Origin of the sequence: Rouxiella sp. T17 (genome assembly GCF_036663475.1) — a bacterium.
Lineage (GTDB): Bacteria > Pseudomonadota > Gammaproteobacteria > Enterobacterales > Enterobacteriaceae > Rouxiella.
Genome location: NZ_JAWUEA010000031.1, coordinates 134,952 through 154,160, shown reverse-complemented (window position 1 = coordinate 154,160; position 19,209 = coordinate 134,952). Strand labels below are relative to the sequence as shown.

Genomic DNA, 19,209 nt, shown 5'->3' with positions numbered 1-19,209 from the left:
TGAATTTGAATTTAAAAGTTTGCTGTTAGATTTTCAAATCTAAACCCGACTGCGCCTCTTTGGGCGGTCTGCGCCGCTGCCCAGTAAGCGAAGCGCATGAAGTTGACCTAAAAGATTTTGAATTTAAAAGATTAAAGGTCAAAATCCGTTGACCCATAACTTTTGAATTTAAAAGATTAGGAACCTAAAAAAATTGCCATTAGATTCCAAATCTACTTAAAAACCATTTTTAAGCGCCACCGAGTCGCTACTCGGGAAAGGTGAGCGTATTCCCCGGCGCTTCTCGATTAATGTGCAAGAAGTTCAAGTGACGCTCGTACTGATCCAGAATGTCGTTGATGACCTGATGCTTGGTAAAGTCCATCAAATCATTACCCTGCGTGCCTTCCAGCAGGAAAGTCTCCAGACGGTAATAGTGCGATTTCCCGGTGCGGGCGCGATAGGTAAACGCCGGAACCGCGTAGCGCTGCGGCCAGATTTGATAGATAAAGTTCTGCTCTTCACCCAGCTTGACCAACAACTCCAGATGATTGATCTTCTCGTCTTCCAACGGTTCGCCTTCGCTAAACTCTACCTTGGCGCCACGCAGCTTCAACTCGTTCGCCACGTCCTGCATCGCCGGACGACACACCGTATCCAACATCTTCTGCGTGTGCGTCGTGCCCGGGAAGTTCATCACGCGGGAAAGACGCTGCTTCCAGTTCAGCGCGGCATCACCGGTTGAAGGGGTCGCAGGCGCGAAGTTTTGCAACGTACTGGCGCGGCGATAATCTTCAAGACGCAGCGATTTATACAAGCCGGCCATCACGAAGAAAATCACGAAACTAAACGGTAGCCCCATGATAACCGTGGTATTTTGCAGCGCAGAAACCCCGTCCGTCATCAACATGCCCAGCGTCAGCACGCCAATGGTCACCGACCAGAAAATACGCAGCCAGTTAGGAGCATCGTTATTAATGTCGGCCAGCTTCGAGGTGAAATTACCCAGCACCAGCGAACCCGAGTCAGCTGAGGTGACATAGAACAGCAGGCCGGTAATCGTCGCCACCGAGGCGCTCAGTGTAAAGCCCGGATACTGCGCCAGCAGGCTGTAAACGCCGCGTTCAGGGTGCGCAATCACCTCGTTGGCGAAGGCCAGATTGCCATGCAGAATCTGATACAGCGCGCTGTTGCCGAAAATCGACAGCCAGAACAGCGTAAAGACGAACGGAATGATCAGCGTACCGAGCACGAACTGACGGATAGTACGGCCACGCGAAATACGCGCCAGGAACAGGCCGACAAACGGCGACCAGGCAACCCACCATGCCCAGAAGAATAGCGTCCAGCTGTTCATCCATTGGGTCGGCCTGTCAAACGCAAAGGTGTTCAGCGTCATGCCCATAAAGCGATTGATGTAATCACCGATGTTCAGCACCAGCGCGTTCAGCAGGAATTCCGTGTTGCCGAAGAACAGCAGGAACAGAATCATCCCGAGCGCCAGCAGCACGTTCAGCTCCGAAAGAATTCGGATACCTTTATTCACGCCGGACGTCACGGAAACCGTCGCCATAATCACCGACAGCAAAATCAACGCCGCCTGCACACCCAGATTTTCCGGGATGTGGAACAGTACTTTCAGCCCGTAATTCAGCTGCACCACGCCGATACCTAACGTAGTCGCGATACCAAAGATAGTGCCGACCACCGCCGCGATATCAACCGTATGACCAATTGGACCGTTGATTCGCTTGCCGAAAATCGGATACAGCGCCGAGCGAATCGTGAGCGGCAGGTTATAGCGATAGCTGAAATAACCCAGCGCGATGCCCATCAGCGCGTACATCGACCAGCCGGTCAGCCCGTAGTGGAACAGCGTCCAGACCATTGCCTGCCGCGCGGCTTCCATAGTTTGACCGTGTCCTTCGGGCGGCATCATATATTGCGTAACCGGTTCGGCCACCGAGAAGAACATCAGGTCGATGCCGATACCGGCGGCAAACAGCATCGCGGCCCAGCTCATCATGCTGAATTCAGGTTTTGACTGCTCCGGCCCAAGCTTGATGGAGCCGAAACGCGAGGCGGCGATAAACACCACGAAGACGATATAAAGCGTGGCGGCCAGCATGTAATACCAGCCAAACGTTGCAGACACCCATTCCAGCGCCGCGCTAATTGCTTTCCCAGACATATCGGTAAAGAAAATGGTCATCAGCGTAAAGGCCAGAATCAGCCCCGCCGAGGTAAAAAACACCACCTTGTTCAACGAGTCTTTTGGTTTATCCGAAAGTTCGATAGAAGCCATCGTTTTCCCATTCTTAAAAAGAAAAAAACATCAAAAAGTAGAGGCCAAAAAAGAAGCTAAAAGCAGCGCGCCTTAGCGCATATCAAGAACACCGGGGACATCGATTCTTTACAAAAATCTTTATAAAACTCTCTATAAATTTTTTATAAAAAAAGTGTCCTGACAGGAGATCCGCTGAGTGCACTGGCTGTAAATCCCATTTTTTGACCAAGCGGTAAATTCGTGGCAATTACGCCGTTTATTCACCTTTTATCAACCATTTGGCAATTAATGTGCTCTGTTTAGATCACAAAATTGTTGCCAGCTGGTCATAAAATATATTCATTTTTTATTGAACGTTCAATCAAAAAAAAGTTTAATAGGGTCAGTTCCGGCGTTAGCTAACAACGAAACAGGCATCAAAACGGCCGTTTCATAGCGCCTTTTTCAGGAGTGGAGTTCATGCCCAAAGTTGGAATGCAGCCGATCCGTCGGCAGCAATTAATAGACGCGACGCTGGCCGCCGTAAACGAGGTCGGCATGCATGACGCCTCTATTGCCCAGATTGCCCGCCGAGCGGGTGTCTCTAACGGCATCATCAGTCACTATTTTCGTGACAAAAACGGCCTGCTCGAAGCGACGATGCGCTATTTGCTGAGTCATTTGGGCGAAAGCGTCAAGAAACGGCTTCTTACGCTCAACGATGATGCCCCGACGGCGCGACTGCGTGCGATTGCGCAGGCCAACTTTGATGAAGGGCAAACCAACGATCCGGCGATGAAAACCTGGCTGGCGTTTTGGGCCAGCAGCATGCATCACCCGGGGCTTTATCGCCTGCAGCAGGTGAACAGCAGAAGGCTCTACTCAAATCTATGCGTCGAATTTCGACGATTTTTACCTCATCACGAGGCACGTTTGGCGGCGAAAGGTCTGGCCGGACTGATTGACGGTTTGTGGTTACGCAGTGCATTAAGTCACGAAGCGTTTGACCGTCAGGAAGCGTTGTTGATTACGCATCGTTATATCGAATCACTGGCGCAGTCCGCACCCCGCTAAGGGGCGTTCCACCTTATTCGTTGCCCGCTTTGAAACAGGAGAATTTATGTCGCGCTTTGGCATGCAAAAACTTTATATCGACGGTCACTACCAAGAGAGCACCGGCGCTGAAACCTTCCCGGCGATTAATCCAGCCAACGGCGAAACGCTGGCAGAGGTTGCGTCTGCGACTCGCGAAGATCTCGATCGCGCCGTCGAAGCAGCGCAAAAAGGACAGAAAGTCTGGGCCGCGATGACCGCCATGCAGCGTTCGCGCATCCTGCGTAAAGCGGTGGATATCCTGCGCGATCGCAACGACGAGCTGGCGCAAATCGAGACGCTGGACACGGGTAAACCGCTGTCCGAAACCACCGCCGTGGATATTGTTACCGGCGCTGACGTGCTGGAATACTACGCCGGTCTAATCCCTTCCATTGAAGGTCAGCAAATTCCGCTGCGTGACAGCGCGTTTGTCTATACCCGTCGCGAGCCGCTGGGCGTGGTGGCCGGTATTGGCGCGTGGAACTACCCGATTCAGATTGCCCTGTGGAAGTCTGCGCCTGCGCTGGCCGCGGGCAACGCGATGATCTTCAAGCCGAGCGAAGTGACCTCTTTAACCGCGCTGAAACTGGCCGAAATCTATACCGAAGCGGGCGTGCCCGACGGCGTGTTCAGCGTGCTGACAGGAAAGGGCGCTGAAATCGGCCAATACCTGACCGAGCATCCGGGCATCGCCAAAATCTCCTTCACCGGCGGCGTAGTGACCGGCAAGAAAGTGATGGCCAGCGCCTCAGCCTCGACGCTGAAAGAAGTGACGATGGAGCTGGGCGGTAAATCGCCGCTGATTATCTTCCCGGATGCCGATCTGGATAAAGCTGCCGATATCGCCATGATGGCGAACTTCTACAGCTCGGGTCAGGTCTGCACCAACGGCACCCGCGTTTTCGTACCGAAAGCGTTGCAGGCCGCATTCGAAAGCAAAATTGTTGAACGCGTTCAGCGCATCAAGCTGGGTCAGCCAACTGACGAAGCGGTTAACTTTGGCCCGCTGGTCTCCTTCCCGCACATGGAAAACGTGCTGCGCTTCATCGAAAGTGGCAAGCGTGAAGGCGCGCGCCTGCTGATTGGCGGCCATCGCGTGACCGACGGCGACTATGCCAAAGGCGCATTTGTCGCGCCAACCGTCTTTACCGATTGTCACGACCAGATGGAAATCGTCCGTGAAGAGATTTTCGGACCGGTAATGAGCATCCTGACGTACGAAAGCGAAGAAGAAGTGGTGCGCCGCGCCAACGACACCGATTTCGGTCTGGCAGCTGGCTTGGTCACTCGTGATCTCAATACCGCGCACCGCGTGATTCACCAGCTGGAAGCCGGTATTTGCTGGATCAATACCTGGGGCGAATCCGCCGCAGAGATGCCGGTAGGTGGCTACAAGCATTCAGGTGTCGGTCGTGAAAACGGCGTCAGCACCCTCGAACATTACACACAAATCAAATCCGTGCAGGTTGAGCTGGGCGAATTTAGTTCGGTGTTTTAACCGCCGACCGCAAGAGGAGATTTTTATGGAATACGATTACATCATTATTGGTGCCGGTTCTGCCGGCAACGTGTTAGCGACCCGTTTAACCGAAGACAGCAGTGTCAGCGTGCTGCTGCTGGAAGCGGGCGGTCCTGACTATCGCGCCGATTTCCGTACCCAAATGCCCGCCGCGCTGGCGTTTCCGTTACAGGGCCGTCGCTACAACTGGGCGTATGAAACCGATCCTGAGCCACACATGGACAACCGTCGCATGGAATGTGGACGCGGCAAGGGCCTCGGCGGCTCGTCGCTTATTAACGGCATGTGTTACATCCGTGGCAACGCGATGGATTTCGACAACTGGGCGACTGACCCGACGCTCGAAAACTGGAGCTACCTCGACTGTCTGCCCTATTTCCGTAAAGCGGAAACCCGTGACATCGGCCCGAACGATTTCCACGGCGGTGACGGTCCGGTGAGCGTTGCGACGCCAAAAGCGGGCAATAATCCGCTGTTCCACGCGATGGTAGAGGCGGGCGTGCAGGCCGGTTATCCGCGCACCGATGACCTGAACGGTTATCAGCAGGAAGGTTTTGGTCCGATGGATCGCACCGTCACGCCGAAAGGTCGCCGCGCCAGCACCGCGCGAGGTTATCTGGATCAGGCCAAGCCGCGCGCCAACCTGACTATCGTGACCCACGCCACTACCGATCGCATCCTGTTTGAAGGCAAAACGGCGGTAGGCGTCAACTATCTGAAAGGTGACAGCGTCGAGCACGTTGAAGCGCGCGCCCGTCGTGAAGTGTTGCTGTGCAGCGGCGCGATTGCTTCGCCGCAAATTCTGCAACGTTCCGGCGTAGGTCCTGCCGATCTGTTGAAATCGTTGAACATTCCCGTAGTGCATGATTTACCGGGCGTGGGCGAGAATCTTCAAGATCACCTGGAAATGTATTTGCAGTACAGCTGTAAAGAGCCGGTGTCGCTTTATCCCGCGCTGCAATGGCACAACCAGCCGAAAATCGGTGCCGAATGGCTGTTCAACGGCACGGGCGTAGGTGCCAGCAACCAGTTTGAAGCCGGCGGTTTTATTCGTAGCCGCGAAGAGTTTACCTGGCCGAACATTCAGTACCACTTCCTGCCGGTAGCAATTAACTACAACGGCAGCAACGCGGTAAAAGAGCACGGTTTTCAGGCGCACGTTGGGTCGATGCGTTCGCCAAGTCGTGGCCGCGTGCAGGTGAAATCGAAAGATCCGCGCCAGCATCCGAGCATTCTGTTCAACTATATGTCGAGCGAGCAGGATTGGCAGGAGTTCCGCGACGCGATTCGTATTACCCGCGAAATCATGGCCCAGCCCGCGCTGGACCCGTATCGTGGCCGCGAAATCAGCCCGGGTATCGAGGTGCAAACCGACGAGCAGCTCGACAAGTTTGTGCGCGAACACGCCGAAACGGCTTTCCACCCGTGCGGCACCTGTAAAATGGGTGGCGACGCAATGTCGGTGGTTGATGGACAGGGCCGCGTTCACGGCATGCAGAACCTGCGTGTCGTCGATGCTTCTATCATGCCGCAGATTATTACCGGCAACCTGAACGCGACCACCATCATGATCGGCGAGAAAATTGCCGATGCGATTCGCGGTCGTCAGGCCTTGCCGAAAAGCACGGCAGAATACTATCAGGCCAATGGTGCGGTGGTTCGAACTGAACCTGCCAAGAAAATCGCCTGATTTTGCTGGATATTTAGCCAATTCAGTAAAGAGATTATTAATAGCAAAAGGCGACCTTCGGGTCGTCTTTTTTTGTTTTTATTTGTTCGTTTTTTATTGAATAATTTTTTATTTAATGAAAGTCGCGCTGAAAATTTGCACGAAAAAAGCACAGAAGGATAAGGCTGAAATGGCTTTAAAATGTGATCGAAATCACATAAAGCATGTATCCGAATGAAACTGAAATTGACAAATGTTGACGGAATCGATAATTAAGGGGACGTCTAGCGCGCTGAATACAGAATTTTCCGATGTGCCGTTTTTTTGAACGCGTCGTTTACCGGAATGGTTCAGCCTTTTTGGCATGTCGTTAACCCTTCTAGTCGACTCCTGCAGGGGAGAGGCTTTACCTTTTGCTTCTGGTAATCCATGAAAAATAAAATCTTGCTGGCAAGTGCACTCCTGATTTCTTCCTACAGCGCGCAATCGCTTGCGGAAGACCTTAAAGATCAATACGTTTCCGACTGGTGGCATCAGAGCATCAACGTAGTGGGCAGCTATCACACCCGCTTCGGACCTCAGCTGAACAACGACGTTTATCTCGAATATGAAGCCTTTGCCCGTAAAGACTGGTTCGATTTCTACGGTTATGTCGATGTGCCAAAATTCTTCGGCGTGGGTAACGGCAACGACAACGGTATCTGGGACAAAAAAGTCGGTTCTCCGCTGTTTATGGAAATCGAACCGCGTTTCTCCATCGATAAGCTGACCGGCACTGACCTGAGCATTGGTCCAATCAAAGAGTGGTATTTCGCCAACAACTATATCTACGATATGGGCCCGAACAACGCCAATCGCCAGAACACCTGGTACATGGGCCTCGGCACTGACGTAAACACCTACACTCCGTTGAATCTTTCCCTGAACGTCTATGCCAAATATCAATGGCAGAACTACGGCGCAGCTAACGAAAATCAGTGGGACGGCTACCGTTTCAAAGTGAAGTACTTCCTGCCATTGGGCGACATGTGGGGCGGAAAGGTGAGCTACATTGGCTTCACCAACTTTGACTGGGGTTCAGATCTGGCCGATAACGGCAACACCTCGCGCAGCAATAATTCCATCGCCTCCAGCCACATTCTGGCGTTGAACTATGCGCACTGGCATTACTCGCTGGTGGCGCGTTACTTCCACAACGGCGGCCAGTGGGAAGACGGCACCGGCCTGAACTTCGGCAAGGGCGATTTCACCGTGAAATCCACCGGCTGGGGTTACTACGCGGTGATCGGTTACAGCTTCTAATAGCCTGTTAGATAAGGTCTTTTAAACCGCCTGCTGATTGATTTCAGCGGCGGTTTTTTTATTTGTTTAAGTTACGTTTAGACACCTTGCTTTAGTTTGGAGAAATATTTAGAAATCTTTATCGATAATAACCGATCGGCGAATTTCTGTTCTATGCGCTAAATTCTTAGCAGTAGCTCTCTTTGTTGCTAATAACATTGTTAATGACTTTATTAATGACGAAAGAAATTCTGCCGACGACTAAAAGGATGATTTATGTCTTTCCCCGCTGAAACGGCGCGCGTTTTTGTGGGTTGTGATCCCAACGATTGTGACCTTGAGCAAATGATGGTGCTGGAATACAGCCTGCGCAAACACGCCTCCATTCCCGTTGAAATAATCTGGATGCGACTGTCACGCGACGAGAAAAGTTTCTGGTTCTCAGACGGCAAAGGGGCTGGCTGGACCACCGATCGCTGGGCCACGCCTTTCTCTGCGTTTCGTTGGGGAATTCCGGCCTACTGTAATTTCGAGGGCAGGGCGCTGTATCTCGATGCCGACATTATGTTTATGAGCGACGTGGCCGAAATGTGGCAGCATCCGATTGAAGCGGGGCGCATTATGCTGGCTTCCGGTGCAGGAAAGGCGCTGCGATTAGGGGAAATACTGTGGGATTGCGCCGCCGCCAAGGCCGTATTGCCCGAGATTCGCCAACTGCATCGCGAGCCGGAAGGCCATAAAAAGCTGCAACACTATTTCGAAGAGCATCCACAGCAAGTGCAGCCCCTGGGCGCGGAATACAGCAATATCGACGGCGATGACATTCCACTCGAGCAGCTGAAAGCGGTGCATTATTCGAAAATGGGCACCCAGTTTTCCCATCAATTTGCCTTGCCGCGCCTACAGGCCGAGCAGAAAGGGCACTGGTTCGACGGCAAAATCGAGCCGCATCCGCGCGACGAACTGCGCCAGCTGTTTGAGCAGTATTATCACGACGCGCTTGCCGCCGGTTATTCCCTTGATAACTATCGCAATCCCGAACCTTTCGGCGCATTCAACAAACAGTCGCAAAATGTCGGTCACGGCAAAAAGCGCAAACCTTTCCTCAAGCGCCTGTTCGGCAGTCTGGTTGGCTAAGTAGCTTGTTGAAGCAGCTCGCGCCAGTCATCGGGCGGGTTGCCATTTTTCAGCATGCTGCCAAAATCGGCGTAGGCATCAGATTTTTGGTCGTAGGCGCGTAGCGTTTTGTCGTCATTGACCCAAGCCAGAATCACAATTTTCGCCTGCCGGTCGAAACGAAAAAACAGCCGATACTGTTGCAGGAATTTGGCTCTGCACCCGTGTTGATGCCCCTTGCCCAGCGTTTTCCCCTGCATAAAATCCGCTGCGGCCGGATTAACGGCAATTCTTTCCGTAATCACTTTATGGATAGCGTAGAGCACTTTGCTGGCACGTTTATTCTGAAAACTCTCTGGATGCTTTAGACGCAGCGCCTCGACCTTATCGATTAACGCCGTGAACTGCGCGTCGAAGCAGGGATGATGAAAGAAAGTCCAGCTATTGATCGTCATGGCGTTTTGCAGAATAGCGTGATTAGAATGAGTCTGTTGAGCGTCCGCGTTGCTGGTCATAAACGTGTTGCTGGACATAAATTAGTTACTCATCATCATCTTCCGTGAGAGGGTCATCAAGAGAGACCTCCATACCGGCGGTAAGTTCTGCCACGTTGTCCATTAAGGCCTTCGAAAGCGGTAAAATGTGCTGCGGATTTTGCTGCATGTCGTGCGATAAAAACACTAAAAACGCGCTAACCACAGGATCTTGCTCATTCTCCTCTTCCTGACGTGAAATCAGCACTTTACCGCCGGGTAAAATCTCGTAAGCGATACGATCTTCGCCGGGCTTGAGTTTCAACGCTTCACGAACCGGCGTGGGAATAGTCGTTTGGCCTCGCTGCGTGACTTTTGATTCAACGCGTAACGCCATTTCTGCATGAGGAGTGATGGGCATAATAGAGGCCTATAAAGGAAGGGGTGATATTTTCAGCATAATGCAGTTGCATTATTTTGGCAATGCATTTGCATTATCAGCCACGTATGAAGCAGGTCAAGCCTGTCAGCAGGCCATTAGCGCAATAATTCACCAAAACTTCGCACGATCTCTCGCCTCATTTGTGGCATAATGCGCGCCAAATCACACTTGATACTCTTTATCTTTCAAATTGCATCTGTCAGGTTTCAGACAGTTGATTGCCCTTGAAATCGATTGAGTATGTTTAACCCTATTAAACTTAAGAGCGAGCTCTGTGCTAAGTACTTACAACATCACCATGCAATTCGGCAGCAAGCCGCTATTTGAAAACATTAACGTCAAGTTTGGCGGCGGTAACCGTTATGGTTTGATCGGCGCGAACGGCTGCGGTAAATCGACCTTTATGAAAATCCTCGGTGGCGATTTAGTGCCATCGGGCGGTAACGTCGTGCTCGACCCGAACGAACGTCTGGGTAAGCTGCGTCAGGACCAATTCGCCTTCGAACAATACAGCGTGCTCGACACCGTTATCATGGGTCACAACGAGCTGTGGGCCGTAAAAGAAGAGCGCGATAAAATTTATGCCATGCCAGAAATGAGCGAAGAAGACGGCTATAAAGTCGCTGACCTCGAAGTGGCTTACGGCGAAATGGACGGCTACAGCGCCGAATCTCGTGCCGGCGAACTGCTGCTGGGCGTAGGTATTCCGGTTGAACAGCATTATGGCCCGATGAGCGAAATCGCGCCGGGCTTCAAGCTGCGTGTCCTGTTGGCGCAGGCGCTGTTCTCGGATCCTGAAATTCTGCTGCTCGACGAACCAACGAACAACCTCGACATCGACACCATTCGCTGGCTCGAGCAGGTGCTGAACGAACGTAACAGCACCATGATTATTATTTCGCACGACCGTCACTTCCTGAACATGGTCTGCACCCACATGGCTGATCTGGACTACGGCGAGCTGCGCGTTTATCCGGGCAACTATGACGAATACATGACGGCGGCAACCCAGGCGCGCGAGCTTCTGAACGCCAACAACGCCAAGAAAAAGGCGCAGATTGCCGAGCTGCAATCTTTCGTTAGCCGTTTTAGCGCCAACGCCTCGAAATCCAAGCAGGCGACCTCGCGTGCGAAGAAAATCGATAAAATTCAGTTGGATGAAGTCAAAGCTTCTAGCCGTCAGAACCCTTACATGCGCTTCGAGCAGGACAAAAAACTGTTCCGTAACGCGCTGGAAGTGGAAGGCATCACTAAAGGTTTCGACAACGGTCCGCTGTTCAAAGGTTTCAGCCTGATGCTGGAAGTCGGCGAGAAAGTCGCGATTCTGGGCGCTAACGGCGTGGGTAAAACCACCATGCTGAAAACGCTGGTCGGCGACACTCTGCCAGACGCGGGTACGGTCAAATGGTCTGAAAACAGCAAAATCGGTTACTACGCGCAGGATCACGAATACGAATTCGACGAAACCCTGAACGTGTTTGACTGGATGAGCCAGTGGAAAGCCGAATCTGACGACGAGCAGGCCGTGCGCGGCATTCTGGGTCGTTTGCTGTTCGGTCAGGATGACATCAAGAAGAAAGTCAAAGTGCTTTCCGGTGGTGAAAAGGGCCGTATGCTCTTTGGTAAATTGATGATGCAGAAGCCAAATATTCTGATCATGGACGAACCCACCAACCACTTGGATATGGAATCCATCGAATCACTGAACATGGCGCTGGAAATGTACGAAGGCACGCTGATCTTCGTTTCCCATGACCGCGAGTTCGTGAGTTCACTGGCGAGCCGTGTCATCGAAATCACGCCAAACAAAATCACTGACTTCACCGGTAATTACGAAGATTACCTGCGCAGCCAGGGTATCAACAGCTAATCAGCCCGTCTGAATCGTTTTTGATTTGTTGGTGAAAAGAAAACAAAAGGCCGATCGCAAAGATCGGCCTTTTTAATGCCCGCAAAACGGCAATTAGCTGCCGCAGACTTCACAATGCGGATTTTTTGGCAGTTTCATCTCGGTGAATTGCAGAGTCATGGCGTCGAACATTAACAGACGGCCCGGCTTGGTTTCGCCATAATTCGCCAGCAGTTTGATGGCTTCCAACGCCTGCAAGCTGCCGATAGTGCCAACCAGCGGCGCCATCACGCCCGCCTCGACGCAGGTTAGCGCCTGCTCACCAAACAGCCGACTCAGGCAGCGATAGCAAGGTTCGTTTTGATGATAAGTGAAAACGCTTATCTGACCTTCCATGCGAATGGCCGCGCCGGAAACCAGCGGAATTTTGTGGCTAAAGCAGGCCTGATTCAGCTGATTGCGGATTTCAACGTTATCGGTGCAGTCGAGCACCACGTCACAGCGGGCAATCAGCGCCGCCAACGCTTCTGCGTCGAGCTGGTGGTCAATTTGTTCCAGCACGACGTGCGGATTAATCGCCGCCAGCGCGATAGCCGCCGAGGCCACCTTTTTCATGCCAATTCGCGCGTCGGTATGCAGCGTTTGACGTTGCAGATTCGACAGCGAGACGGTGTCAAAATCCAGTAGGGTCAGCGTGCCAACGCCCGCCGCGGCCAGATACTGCGCGGCAGCACAGCCTAATCCGCCCAAACCCACCACCAGCGCATGGCTGGCTTTGAGCTTTTCCTGTCCGTCGAAATCGAAACCTCGCAGCACAATTTGGCGATTATAACGCAGCATTTCTGCGTCGCTCAGCTCTGGCAGCGTCATCGGTTTATCCTTGTAACAGCGCGTTGAACGGCTCGACCTCAACCCATTCGCCCACCGCCACGTCGCCGCGCTCGCGCTCGAGCACTACGAAGCAGTTCGCCAGACTGTAAGAGCTGAAAACGTGGGAACCCTGAGCGCCGGTGGTGCGAGCTTCAAGTTCACCCAGCCCATTATCATCTTGTTGATAGCTGAACACCGCGCGCTGGAAATCCAAACGTCCCGGCGTCTTTTTAAACGGCGTCGCCGCTTTGGCGCGCAGGCGAGGGGGCAGGCTCCAGTCGCTTTGCGCCGACAGTTTGGCAATCAGCGGCTGCACCAGCTGGTAAAAGGTCAGCGCGGCAGAAACCGGATTGCCCGGCAGGCCGCAGAACCACGCATTATTCAGCTTGCCAAAGGCAAATGGCTTGCCCGGCTTGATTGCCAGCTTCCAGAAACCGATGGTGCCGATCTCTTCGAGCATAGTTTTGGTGTAATCCGCCTCGCCCACTGACACGCCGCCGCTGCTTATCACCAAATCGGCAAACTCATCGGCCTGTTTAAACGCCTGACGCAGCGCCTCGGGGTCATCGCGAATAATGCCGAGATCCAGCACCTCGCAGCCGAGCTTGTCGAGCATCAAATGCACGGCAAAACGGTTGGTATCGTAAATTTGCCCTTCTTTTAGCGGCGTGCCGACCGGTTGCAGCTCGTCGCCAGTTGAGAACACCGCCACTTTCAGCCGACGATTAACTTCAATCTTTTCAACGCCCAGTGACGCCAGCAACGGCAGCTGAGACGCGCCCAAACGTACGCCAGCGGCCAATACTTCCTGACCTTCACGAATGTCGTCACCGATTAGGCGAATATTTTGTCCCGGCTGAATCTCGGCGGTAAAACGCACGCCCGCGTCACGCGTTTCGGCCTCTTCCTGCATGATAACCACGTCGGCACCGGCTGGCACAGGCGCGCCCGTCATGATGCGAATAGCGCTTCCCGCGGGCCATTCACCCGTAAAAGGCGCGCCGGCAAAGGCTTTACCCGCCACGGGGAAAATGGCTTCGGGATGGAAATCGGCGCTGCGAATGGCATAACCGTCCATCGCGGAGTTATCGAAAGGCGGCACAAATACCGGCGAACTGACGGGCGTTGCCGTAATGCGTCCGGCGGATTCGGTCAGCGGCAGCCATTCGGTTTGCGTGGAGGTCAGCGGCGCGGTTTGCGTCAGCATTTTATCCAGCGCTTCCTGAAGAGAAATCAGGCCGGAAGTGAACGTGTTTTCCATGAGTAAACCTTTTTTATGACCGGTGCTGAGAAAATAAGGATGAAATAGGTGTTGAAAACGATTCTGTCAGTATGCCAGAAAACGCGCCCTTCATTAATACACCTCTCTCGAACGTCTCGGCTTAACCCCGCTTCAAAACGATCCTTTAACGCTAAAAAAGCCAGAAAAGCTAAATTTCCGCTGATAAAAATCTTAAAACAATGAGATCGATCGCAAAATTTACCGCTGCAAACGCGTATCATAAGCCTCGATTTTGTGACCTGTGTCACATAAAATTGTCTTCTGCGTTTGGAGTTGCATCGTGATGAAAAAAAACCGCCACCAGGCAATATTGAAATTGGTGGATCAGCATGAGGTAGTTCAGGTAAACGAGTTAGCGCAGTGGTTGGCGGTGAGTTTGGAAACAATTCGCCGTGACCTCAATGAAATGCAAGACAAAGGATTGATTCAGCGCCGCCATGGTCGGGCCCGGCGCGTAGATCCACTGCCGTCTTACGGCTGGATCAACAGCTTGCAGCGCGTCTCGCCAAGTTGAGCACCCCGCAATAGAAAAAAGGAAAATCAGTCCCGCTGGTTTTCCTTTTTTTATGCCTTACGTCCCGACGTTATTCGATTTTATCCGCAATTTTCTCTAAATATTCTAAGCAATTACCTCTGTTGCCGTGGACTTCACTTTCAGCTTTACATACGCTGGCGGGCTAAATATAGTCAAAATCTTCGACTATTCTTTAGACTGCCTTAATGGCAGAAGAGCGCGCACATGACAGATTCAAGCAACGTTTCCAACAGTGAAAAGCCCAACCTTTCCGCGCCGGTCGCGGTCATTGCCATTCATGGCGGCGCGGGCGCGATAACGCGGGCGGCGATGAGCGCTGAAAAAGAGCGCCTTTATTTGCTCGCGCTGGAACAGATTGTCAGCAGCGGTCAGGCGATTCTGGCGGCGGGCGGCAGCGCGCTGGACGCCGTGACCGAAGCCGTGCGCCTGCTCGAAGAGTGTCCGCTGTTCAACGCCGGAACCGGATCGGTGATGACCCATTTGGGCACCCATGAGCTGGACGCCTGCATCATGGATGGCAAAACGCTCGACGCAGGCGCGGTAAGCTGCGTGAGCCATATTCGCAATCCGATTTTAACTGCGCGAAAAGTGATGGAATTGAGTCCGCACGTCCTGTTTACTGGCGAAGGTGCAGAAATTTTCGCCCGCGAGCATCAGCAGGAAATGGTGGCGGCAGACTATTTTTATACTCAGGAGCGCTATGACCAGTTGCAGCGCGCCAAGGCCAGCGCGGGCGTCATGCTGGATCACGACGCGGCGTCGCTGACGGCGAGTAAATCGGACGATCCACTCGATCCCGATCGCAAATTTGGTACAGTCGGCGCGGTGGCGTTAGACGCTTTTGGTAATCTGGCGGCGGCGACGTCAACCGGCGGCATGACCAACAAACAGGCCGGAAGAGTAGGCGATACGCCAATTATTGGCGCGGGCTGCTACGCCAGCAATCGCACGGTTGCCGTTTCCAGCACCGGCACCGGCGAAGTTTTCATGCGCGCAGTGGCGGCTTACGACGTCGCAGCGCTCATCGACTATGCCGGCATGACGCTGCAACAGGCCGCCGACAAAGTCGTCATGGAAAAACTGGTCGCGCTCGACGGTCAGGGCGGCATGATTGCCATTGACCGTTTCGGCAACGTTTGCCTGCCGTTTAACAGCGAAGGCATGTATCGCGGCTTTGGCTACGTCGGTCAGGCGCCCGAGGTCGCAATCTATCGATAAAACGTGTTTTCAGGGAGCGTTAAATGAGTAAGGAGTCACGGTGAAATCGCAAAATCCTCAACCTGTCAGCCCTGCCTTGCAAGAGGATGAGGTGCTGTCGGTGCGCGACCTCGGCGTGCGTTTTGTGCATGACGGGCAAACCACCGACGCCGTCCGCAATCTCAGCTTCGAGGTGAAACGCGGCGAAACGTTGGCGATCGTCGGGGAGTCAGGTTCGGGGAAATCCGTGACGTCTCTGGCGCTCATGCGGTTGGTGGAGCAGGGCGGCGGCGAGCTGCATCACGGCGACATCAACTTTCGGCGGCGCAATGGGCAGCAGGTGAATCTGACCACTGCCCGCCAATCCGAAATGCGCAAGCTGCGCGGCGCGGACATGGCGATGATTTTTCAAGAGCCGATGACCTCGCTGAACCCGGTGTTTACCGTCGGCGAGCAGATTGCCGAATCCATTCGACTGCATCAGGGCAAAGACCACGCGGCGGCCTCTGCCGAAGCGCTGCGCATGCTGGAACTGGTGCGCATTCCCGAAGCCAAAAATATCCTCGTCAGTTATCCGCATCAACTTTCGGGCGGCATGCGCCAACGGGTGATGATTGCGATGGCGCTCTCCTGCAAACCGGCGCTGCTGATTGCCGACGAACCCACGACCGCGCTCGACGTCACTATTCAGGCGCAAATTTTGCAGTTAATTCGCGTCCTGCAACAAGAGATGCAGATGGCGGTGATTTTCATTACCCACGACATGGGTGTGGTGGCCGAAATCGCCGATCGCGTGTTGGTGATGTATAAAGGCGAAAGCGTGGAAGAGGGCGAGGTCAGCCAGATTTTCAATGCGCCGCAGCATCCTTACACCCGCGCGCTACTTGCCGCCGTGCCCCAGCTTGGCGCGATGGCAGGCACCCAGTTGCCCGCACGTTTTCCGCTGCTCGCCGTCTCGGACAACGCACCGGCTGTTGATCCCGATTCCCTGATTCAAACCACGCTACGCCCTAACGCTGCGCCTATTTTACAGGTCCGTAATCTGGTGACCCGATTTCCCCTGCGCAGCGGCTGGCTAAATCGCGTGACGCGTTACGTGCACGCCGTCGAAAAGGTCAGCTTTGACCTGCATCCGGGTGAAACCTTGGCGCTGGTGGGCGAGTCGGGCTGTGGAAAATCCACAACCGGGCGATCGCTGCTGCGACTGGTCGAAAGTCAGGGCGGATCGGTGATTTTTAATGGCAAAACCGTGTTTGATGGCGACGTTTCCGATAACAGCAAGACGGGGCAAATTTCTTCCTCTTCATTGCAGCATTTGCGGCGTGATATTCAGTTTATTTTTCAGGATCCCTACGCCTCGCTCGACCCGCGCCTTACCGTCGGTTATTCGATTATGGAACCGCTGCTGGTTCACAAAATTGGCACGCGGCAGGAGGCGAAAGCGCGCGTTTCGTGGTTATTGGAGAAGGTTGGGCTGCTGCCTGAACACGCCGATCGCTATCCGCACGAGTTTTCAGGCGGCCAAAGGCAGCGAATCTGTATCGCCCGCGCGCTGGCGCTGAATCCGAAAGTGGTGATTGCCGACGAATCCGTTTCCGCGCTCGACGTCTCGATTCAGGCGCAGATCGTCAATCTGCTCATGGATTTGCAGAAAGAATTTGGGATCGCGTTTCTGTTTATTTCGCACGACATGGCGGTGGTCGAACGTATCAGCCATCGAGTTGCGGTGATGTATCTGGGGCAAATTGTCGAGATTGGCCCGCGCGCGGCGGTGTTTGAAAATCCGCAGCATCCGTACACCCGCAAGCTGATGGCCGCCGTGCCGGTAGCGTCGCCGGAGCATCGCCGTAAAGAGCACACGCTGCTGGTCGACGATATTCCGAGCCCTATTCGGCCGATTGGCGACGATCCTGTTATTGCGCCGCTGGTTGAAGTGTCAAAGGGACATTTCGTTGCGCGGCACGCGATTTCCAGCGTCTATTGACCAGCATTTTTATGACGATCGACCTATGCCAATCAATTTATGACGAGCGACTTATAGCAATCGATTTATGGCAAGCAACAATTCTACGGGTTACTAAGGAAAAGGAATCAGTATGCAGCAGAAAACAATACGCAGGGCCGTGTTAGCCACGTTAATGGTCAGCGCGATGGCGTCCGGTTCAGTCTGGGCAGCGAAAGACGTGGTGATTGCCGTGGGGTCAAATTTCACCTCGCTGGACCCTTATGATGCCAACGATACTTTGTCGCAGGCGGTCGCCAAATCCTTCTATCAGGGCCTGTTTGGCTTTGATAAAGACATGAAACTTATCAACGTGTTGGCAGACAGTTATACCGTCAGTCAAGAGGGTTTGACCTACACCATCAAGCTGCATCCGGGCGTGAAATTCCAGGACGGCACCGATTTCAACGCCGAAGCCGTGAAGGTTAACCTCGACCGCGCCAGCAATCCCGACAGCCATCTCAAACGTTATAATCTGTTCAAGATGATTGCCAAAACCGAAGCTGTAGACGCAACGACGGTCAAAATTACTCTGAAGGCGCCATTCTCGGCCTTTATCAATAACCTCGCGCACCCGTCGGCGGTGATGATTTCGCCTGCTGCGCTGACCAAATATGGCAAAGATATTGGCTTCCATCCGGTCGGTACCGGCCCTTACACGCTGGAACAGTGGAACCAGACCGATTTCGTCAAGGTTAAGAAATTCGACGGTTACTGGAAAAAAGGCGAGCCGAAGCTGGACACTATCACCTGGCGTCCGGTGGTCGACAACAATACCCGCGCCGCGATGCTGCAAACCGGCGAAGCGGATTTAGCCTATCCCGTGCCTTACGAGCAGGCCGCGCTGCTGGAAAAAAACGCCAAGCTGAATCTGGTGACCTCGCCTTCGATTCTGCAACGTTACATTAGCTTTAACGTCACGCAGAAGCCGTTCGACAATCTGAAAGTACGTCAGGCGATTAACTACGCGATTAATAAGCAGGCGCTGATTAAAGTCGCCTTTGCCGGTTATGCCGTGCCCGCTGAAGGTCCGCTGCCCGCCAATATCGAGTTTTCGACCAAATATCAGCCGTGGCCTTATGATCCGGCAAAAGCGCGTGAACTGCTGAAAGAGGCGGGTTATCCAAACGGCTTTAGCACCACGCTTTGGTCATCGCATAACTCCAGCACCGCGCAGAAAGTGATTCAGTTTGCTCAACAGCAGCTGGCACAGGTGGGCATTAAAGTGACCGTCACCGCCTTTGACGCCGCACAGCGCGCTGCGCAGGTAGAAAACGTCGGTCAGAAAGAGTCGGGTTTGCGGATGTTCTATACCGGTTGGTCAGCCTCGACGGGCGAAGCCGATTGGGCGTTAACGCCGCTGTTTGCCACTCAGTCTGCGCCACCAAAACAGTTTAATACGGCGTTTTACAGCAATCCTCTCGTTGATAAAGACCTGAGCGATGCGCTGAATACCACCGACAAGGCCGCCAAAGCCAAGCTCTATAAAGACGCGCAGGACAAAATCTGGGCCGACGCGCCGTGGGCTTTCCTGGCGACCGAGCGCCTGCTTTCAGCCAGCAACAAGCGCCTGAGCGGTTTCTACGTAATGCCCGATACCTCCTTTAACTTTGACAACGCGGATGTGAAATAAC

At 53.4% G+C, this 19,209-nt stretch carries 15 protein-coding genes; 10 read left to right on the top strand and 5 right to left on the bottom strand.

Annotated elements, in window-relative coordinates; translation table 11 throughout:
* Positions 1-247: 247 nt before the first annotated feature.
* Positions 248-2,284: a choline transporter gene (locus SC206_RS11725; RefSeq protein WP_332737369.1), complete on the bottom strand. Its 2,037-nt coding sequence runs from the start codon at positions 2,282-2,284 to the stop codon at positions 248-250.
* Between the two features lie 441 nt (positions 2,285-2,725).
* Here SC206_RS11725 and betI point away from each other — a divergent pair, with 441 nt between their 5' ends.
* From betI to SC206_RS11700, 5 genes are all read left to right on the top strand, one after another.
* Positions 2,726-3,319: a transcriptional regulator BetI gene (gene betI, locus SC206_RS11720; RefSeq protein WP_332737367.1), complete on the top strand. Its 594-nt coding sequence runs from the start codon at positions 2,726-2,728 to the stop codon at positions 3,317-3,319.
* 46 nt (positions 3,320-3,365) lie between these two features.
* Positions 3,366-4,838, top strand: a complete 1,473-nt coding sequence (betB, locus tag SC206_RS11715) for a betaine-aldehyde dehydrogenase (protein WP_332737365.1) — start codon at positions 3,366-3,368, stop codon at positions 4,836-4,838.
* A gap of 25 nt (positions 4,839-4,863) precedes the next feature.
* On the top strand, positions 4,864-6,549 hold the full coding sequence (betA, locus tag SC206_RS11710; RefSeq protein WP_332737363.1) for a choline dehydrogenase: 1,686 nt from the start codon (positions 4,864-4,866) through the stop codon (positions 6,547-6,549).
* Between the two features lie 408 nt (positions 6,550-6,957).
* Positions 6,958-7,830 (top strand): nucleoside-specific channel-forming protein Tsx, encoded by an 873-nt coding sequence (locus SC206_RS11705; protein ID WP_332737361.1) that lies wholly within the window; start codon positions 6,958-6,960, stop codon positions 7,828-7,830.
* Between the two features lie 255 nt (positions 7,831-8,085).
* Positions 8,086-8,946 carry a glycosyl transferase gene (locus SC206_RS11700; RefSeq protein ID WP_332737359.1) on the top strand — a complete coding sequence of 287 codons (861 nt, stop codon included), beginning with the start codon at positions 8,086-8,088 and terminating at the stop codon, positions 8,944-8,946.
* Here the strand turns inward: SC206_RS11700 and SC206_RS11695 are convergent.
* Both SC206_RS11695 and SC206_RS11690 read right to left on the bottom strand, forming a co-directional pair.
* On the bottom strand, positions 8,943-9,458 hold the full coding sequence (locus SC206_RS11695; RefSeq protein WP_332737357.1) for a type II toxin-antitoxin system YhaV family toxin: 516 nt from the start codon (positions 9,456-9,458) through the stop codon (positions 8,943-8,945). The two genes, SC206_RS11700 and SC206_RS11695, sit on opposite strands and share 4 nt — an antisense overlap.
* A 7-nt stretch (positions 9,459-9,465) precedes the next feature.
* Positions 9,466-9,819, bottom strand: coding sequence for a type II toxin-antitoxin system PrlF family antitoxin (locus tag SC206_RS11690; protein ID WP_332737355.1), 354 nt, complete (start codon positions 9,817-9,819; stop codon positions 9,466-9,468).
* Positions 9,820-10,114: 295 nt separating this feature from the next.
* On the opposite strand from SC206_RS11690, the gene SC206_RS11685 reads away from it, so the two are divergent.
* Positions 10,115-11,710, top strand: a complete 1,596-nt coding sequence (locus tag SC206_RS11685; protein ID WP_332737353.1) for an ABC-F family ATPase — start codon at positions 10,115-10,117, stop codon at positions 11,708-11,710.
* Between the two features lie 93 nt (positions 11,711-11,803).
* On the opposite strand, the gene moeB is transcribed toward SC206_RS11685, so the two are convergent.
* Together moeB and moeA are read right to left on the bottom strand one after the other, a co-directional pair.
* Positions 11,804-12,559, bottom strand: coding sequence for a molybdopterin-synthase adenylyltransferase MoeB (gene moeB / locus SC206_RS11680; RefSeq protein ID WP_332737351.1), 756 nt, complete (start codon positions 12,557-12,559; stop codon positions 11,804-11,806).
* Positions 12,560-12,563: 4 nt separating this feature from the next.
* Positions 12,564-13,820, bottom strand: coding sequence for a molybdopterin molybdotransferase MoeA (moeA, locus tag SC206_RS11675; RefSeq protein ID WP_332737349.1), 1,257 nt, complete (start codon positions 13,818-13,820; stop codon positions 12,564-12,566).
* Positions 13,821-14,124: 304 nt separating this feature from the next.
* Between moeA and SC206_RS11670 the strand changes: the two genes are divergently transcribed.
* The 4 genes from SC206_RS11670 (at position 14,125) to gsiB (ending at position 19,208) form a co-directional block, all read left to right on the top strand.
* Positions 14,125-14,355 carry a DeoR family transcriptional regulator gene (locus tag SC206_RS11670; RefSeq protein WP_332737384.1) on the top strand — a complete coding sequence of 77 codons (231 nt, stop codon included), beginning with the start codon at positions 14,125-14,127 and terminating at the stop codon, positions 14,353-14,355.
* 225 nt (positions 14,356-14,580) lie between these two features.
* Entirely contained in the window at positions 14,581-15,594 is a 1,014-nt protein-coding gene (locus tag SC206_RS11665; protein WP_332737347.1) for an isoaspartyl peptidase/L-asparaginase family protein, read from the top strand.
* Positions 15,595-15,634: 40 nt separating this feature from the next.
* Positions 15,635-17,557: a dipeptide ABC transporter ATP-binding protein gene (locus tag SC206_RS11660; RefSeq protein ID WP_332737345.1), complete on the top strand. Its 1,923-nt coding sequence runs from the start codon at positions 15,635-15,637 to the stop codon at positions 17,555-17,557.
* A 112-nt stretch (positions 17,558-17,669) separates the two neighbouring features.
* Positions 17,670-19,208 carry a glutathione ABC transporter substrate-binding protein GsiB gene (gene gsiB / locus SC206_RS11655; RefSeq protein WP_332737343.1) on the top strand — a complete coding sequence of 513 codons (1,539 nt, stop codon included), beginning with the start codon at positions 17,670-17,672 and terminating at the stop codon, positions 19,206-19,208.
* Position 19,209 lies beyond the last annotated feature (1 nt).

Coding starts and splice junctions, on each gene's coding strand:
- betB (WP_332737365.1), top strand. CDS start 3,366: ATGTCGCGCTTTGGCATGCAAAAACTTTATATCGACGGTCACTACCAA.
- SC206_RS11665 (WP_332737347.1), top strand. CDS start 14,581: ATGACAGATTCAAGCAACGTTTCCAACAGTGAAAAGCCCAACCTTTCC.
- moeB (WP_332737351.1), bottom strand. CDS start 12,559: ATGACGCTGCCAGAGCTGAGCGACGCAGAAATGCTGCGTTATAATCGC.
- SC206_RS11690 (WP_332737355.1), bottom strand. CDS start 9,819: ATGCCCATCACTCCTCATGCAGAAATGGCGTTACGCGTTGAATCAAAA.
- SC206_RS11705 (WP_332737361.1), top strand. CDS start 6,958: ATGAAAAATAAAATCTTGCTGGCAAGTGCACTCCTGATTTCTTCCTAC.
- moeA (WP_332737349.1), bottom strand. CDS start 13,820: ATGGAAAACACGTTCACTTCCGGCCTGATTTCTCTTCAGGAAGCGCTG.
- SC206_RS11670 (WP_332737384.1), top strand. CDS start 14,125: ATGAAAAAAAACCGCCACCAGGCAATATTGAAATTGGTGGATCAGCAT.
- SC206_RS11695 (WP_332737357.1), bottom strand. CDS start 9,458: ATGTCCAGCAACACGTTTATGACCAGCAACGCGGACGCTCAACAGACT.
- betA (WP_332737363.1), top strand. CDS start 4,864: ATGGAATACGATTACATCATTATTGGTGCCGGTTCTGCCGGCAACGTG.
- SC206_RS11700 (WP_332737359.1), top strand. CDS start 8,086: ATGTCTTTCCCCGCTGAAACGGCGCGCGTTTTTGTGGGTTGTGATCCC.
- SC206_RS11725 (WP_332737369.1), bottom strand. CDS start 2,284: ATGGCTTCTATCGAACTTTCGGATAAACCAAAAGACTCGTTGAACAAG.
- betI (WP_332737367.1), top strand. CDS start 2,726: ATGCCCAAAGTTGGAATGCAGCCGATCCGTCGGCAGCAATTAATAGAC.
- gsiB (WP_332737343.1), top strand. CDS start 17,670: ATGCAGCAGAAAACAATACGCAGGGCCGTGTTAGCCACGTTAATGGTC.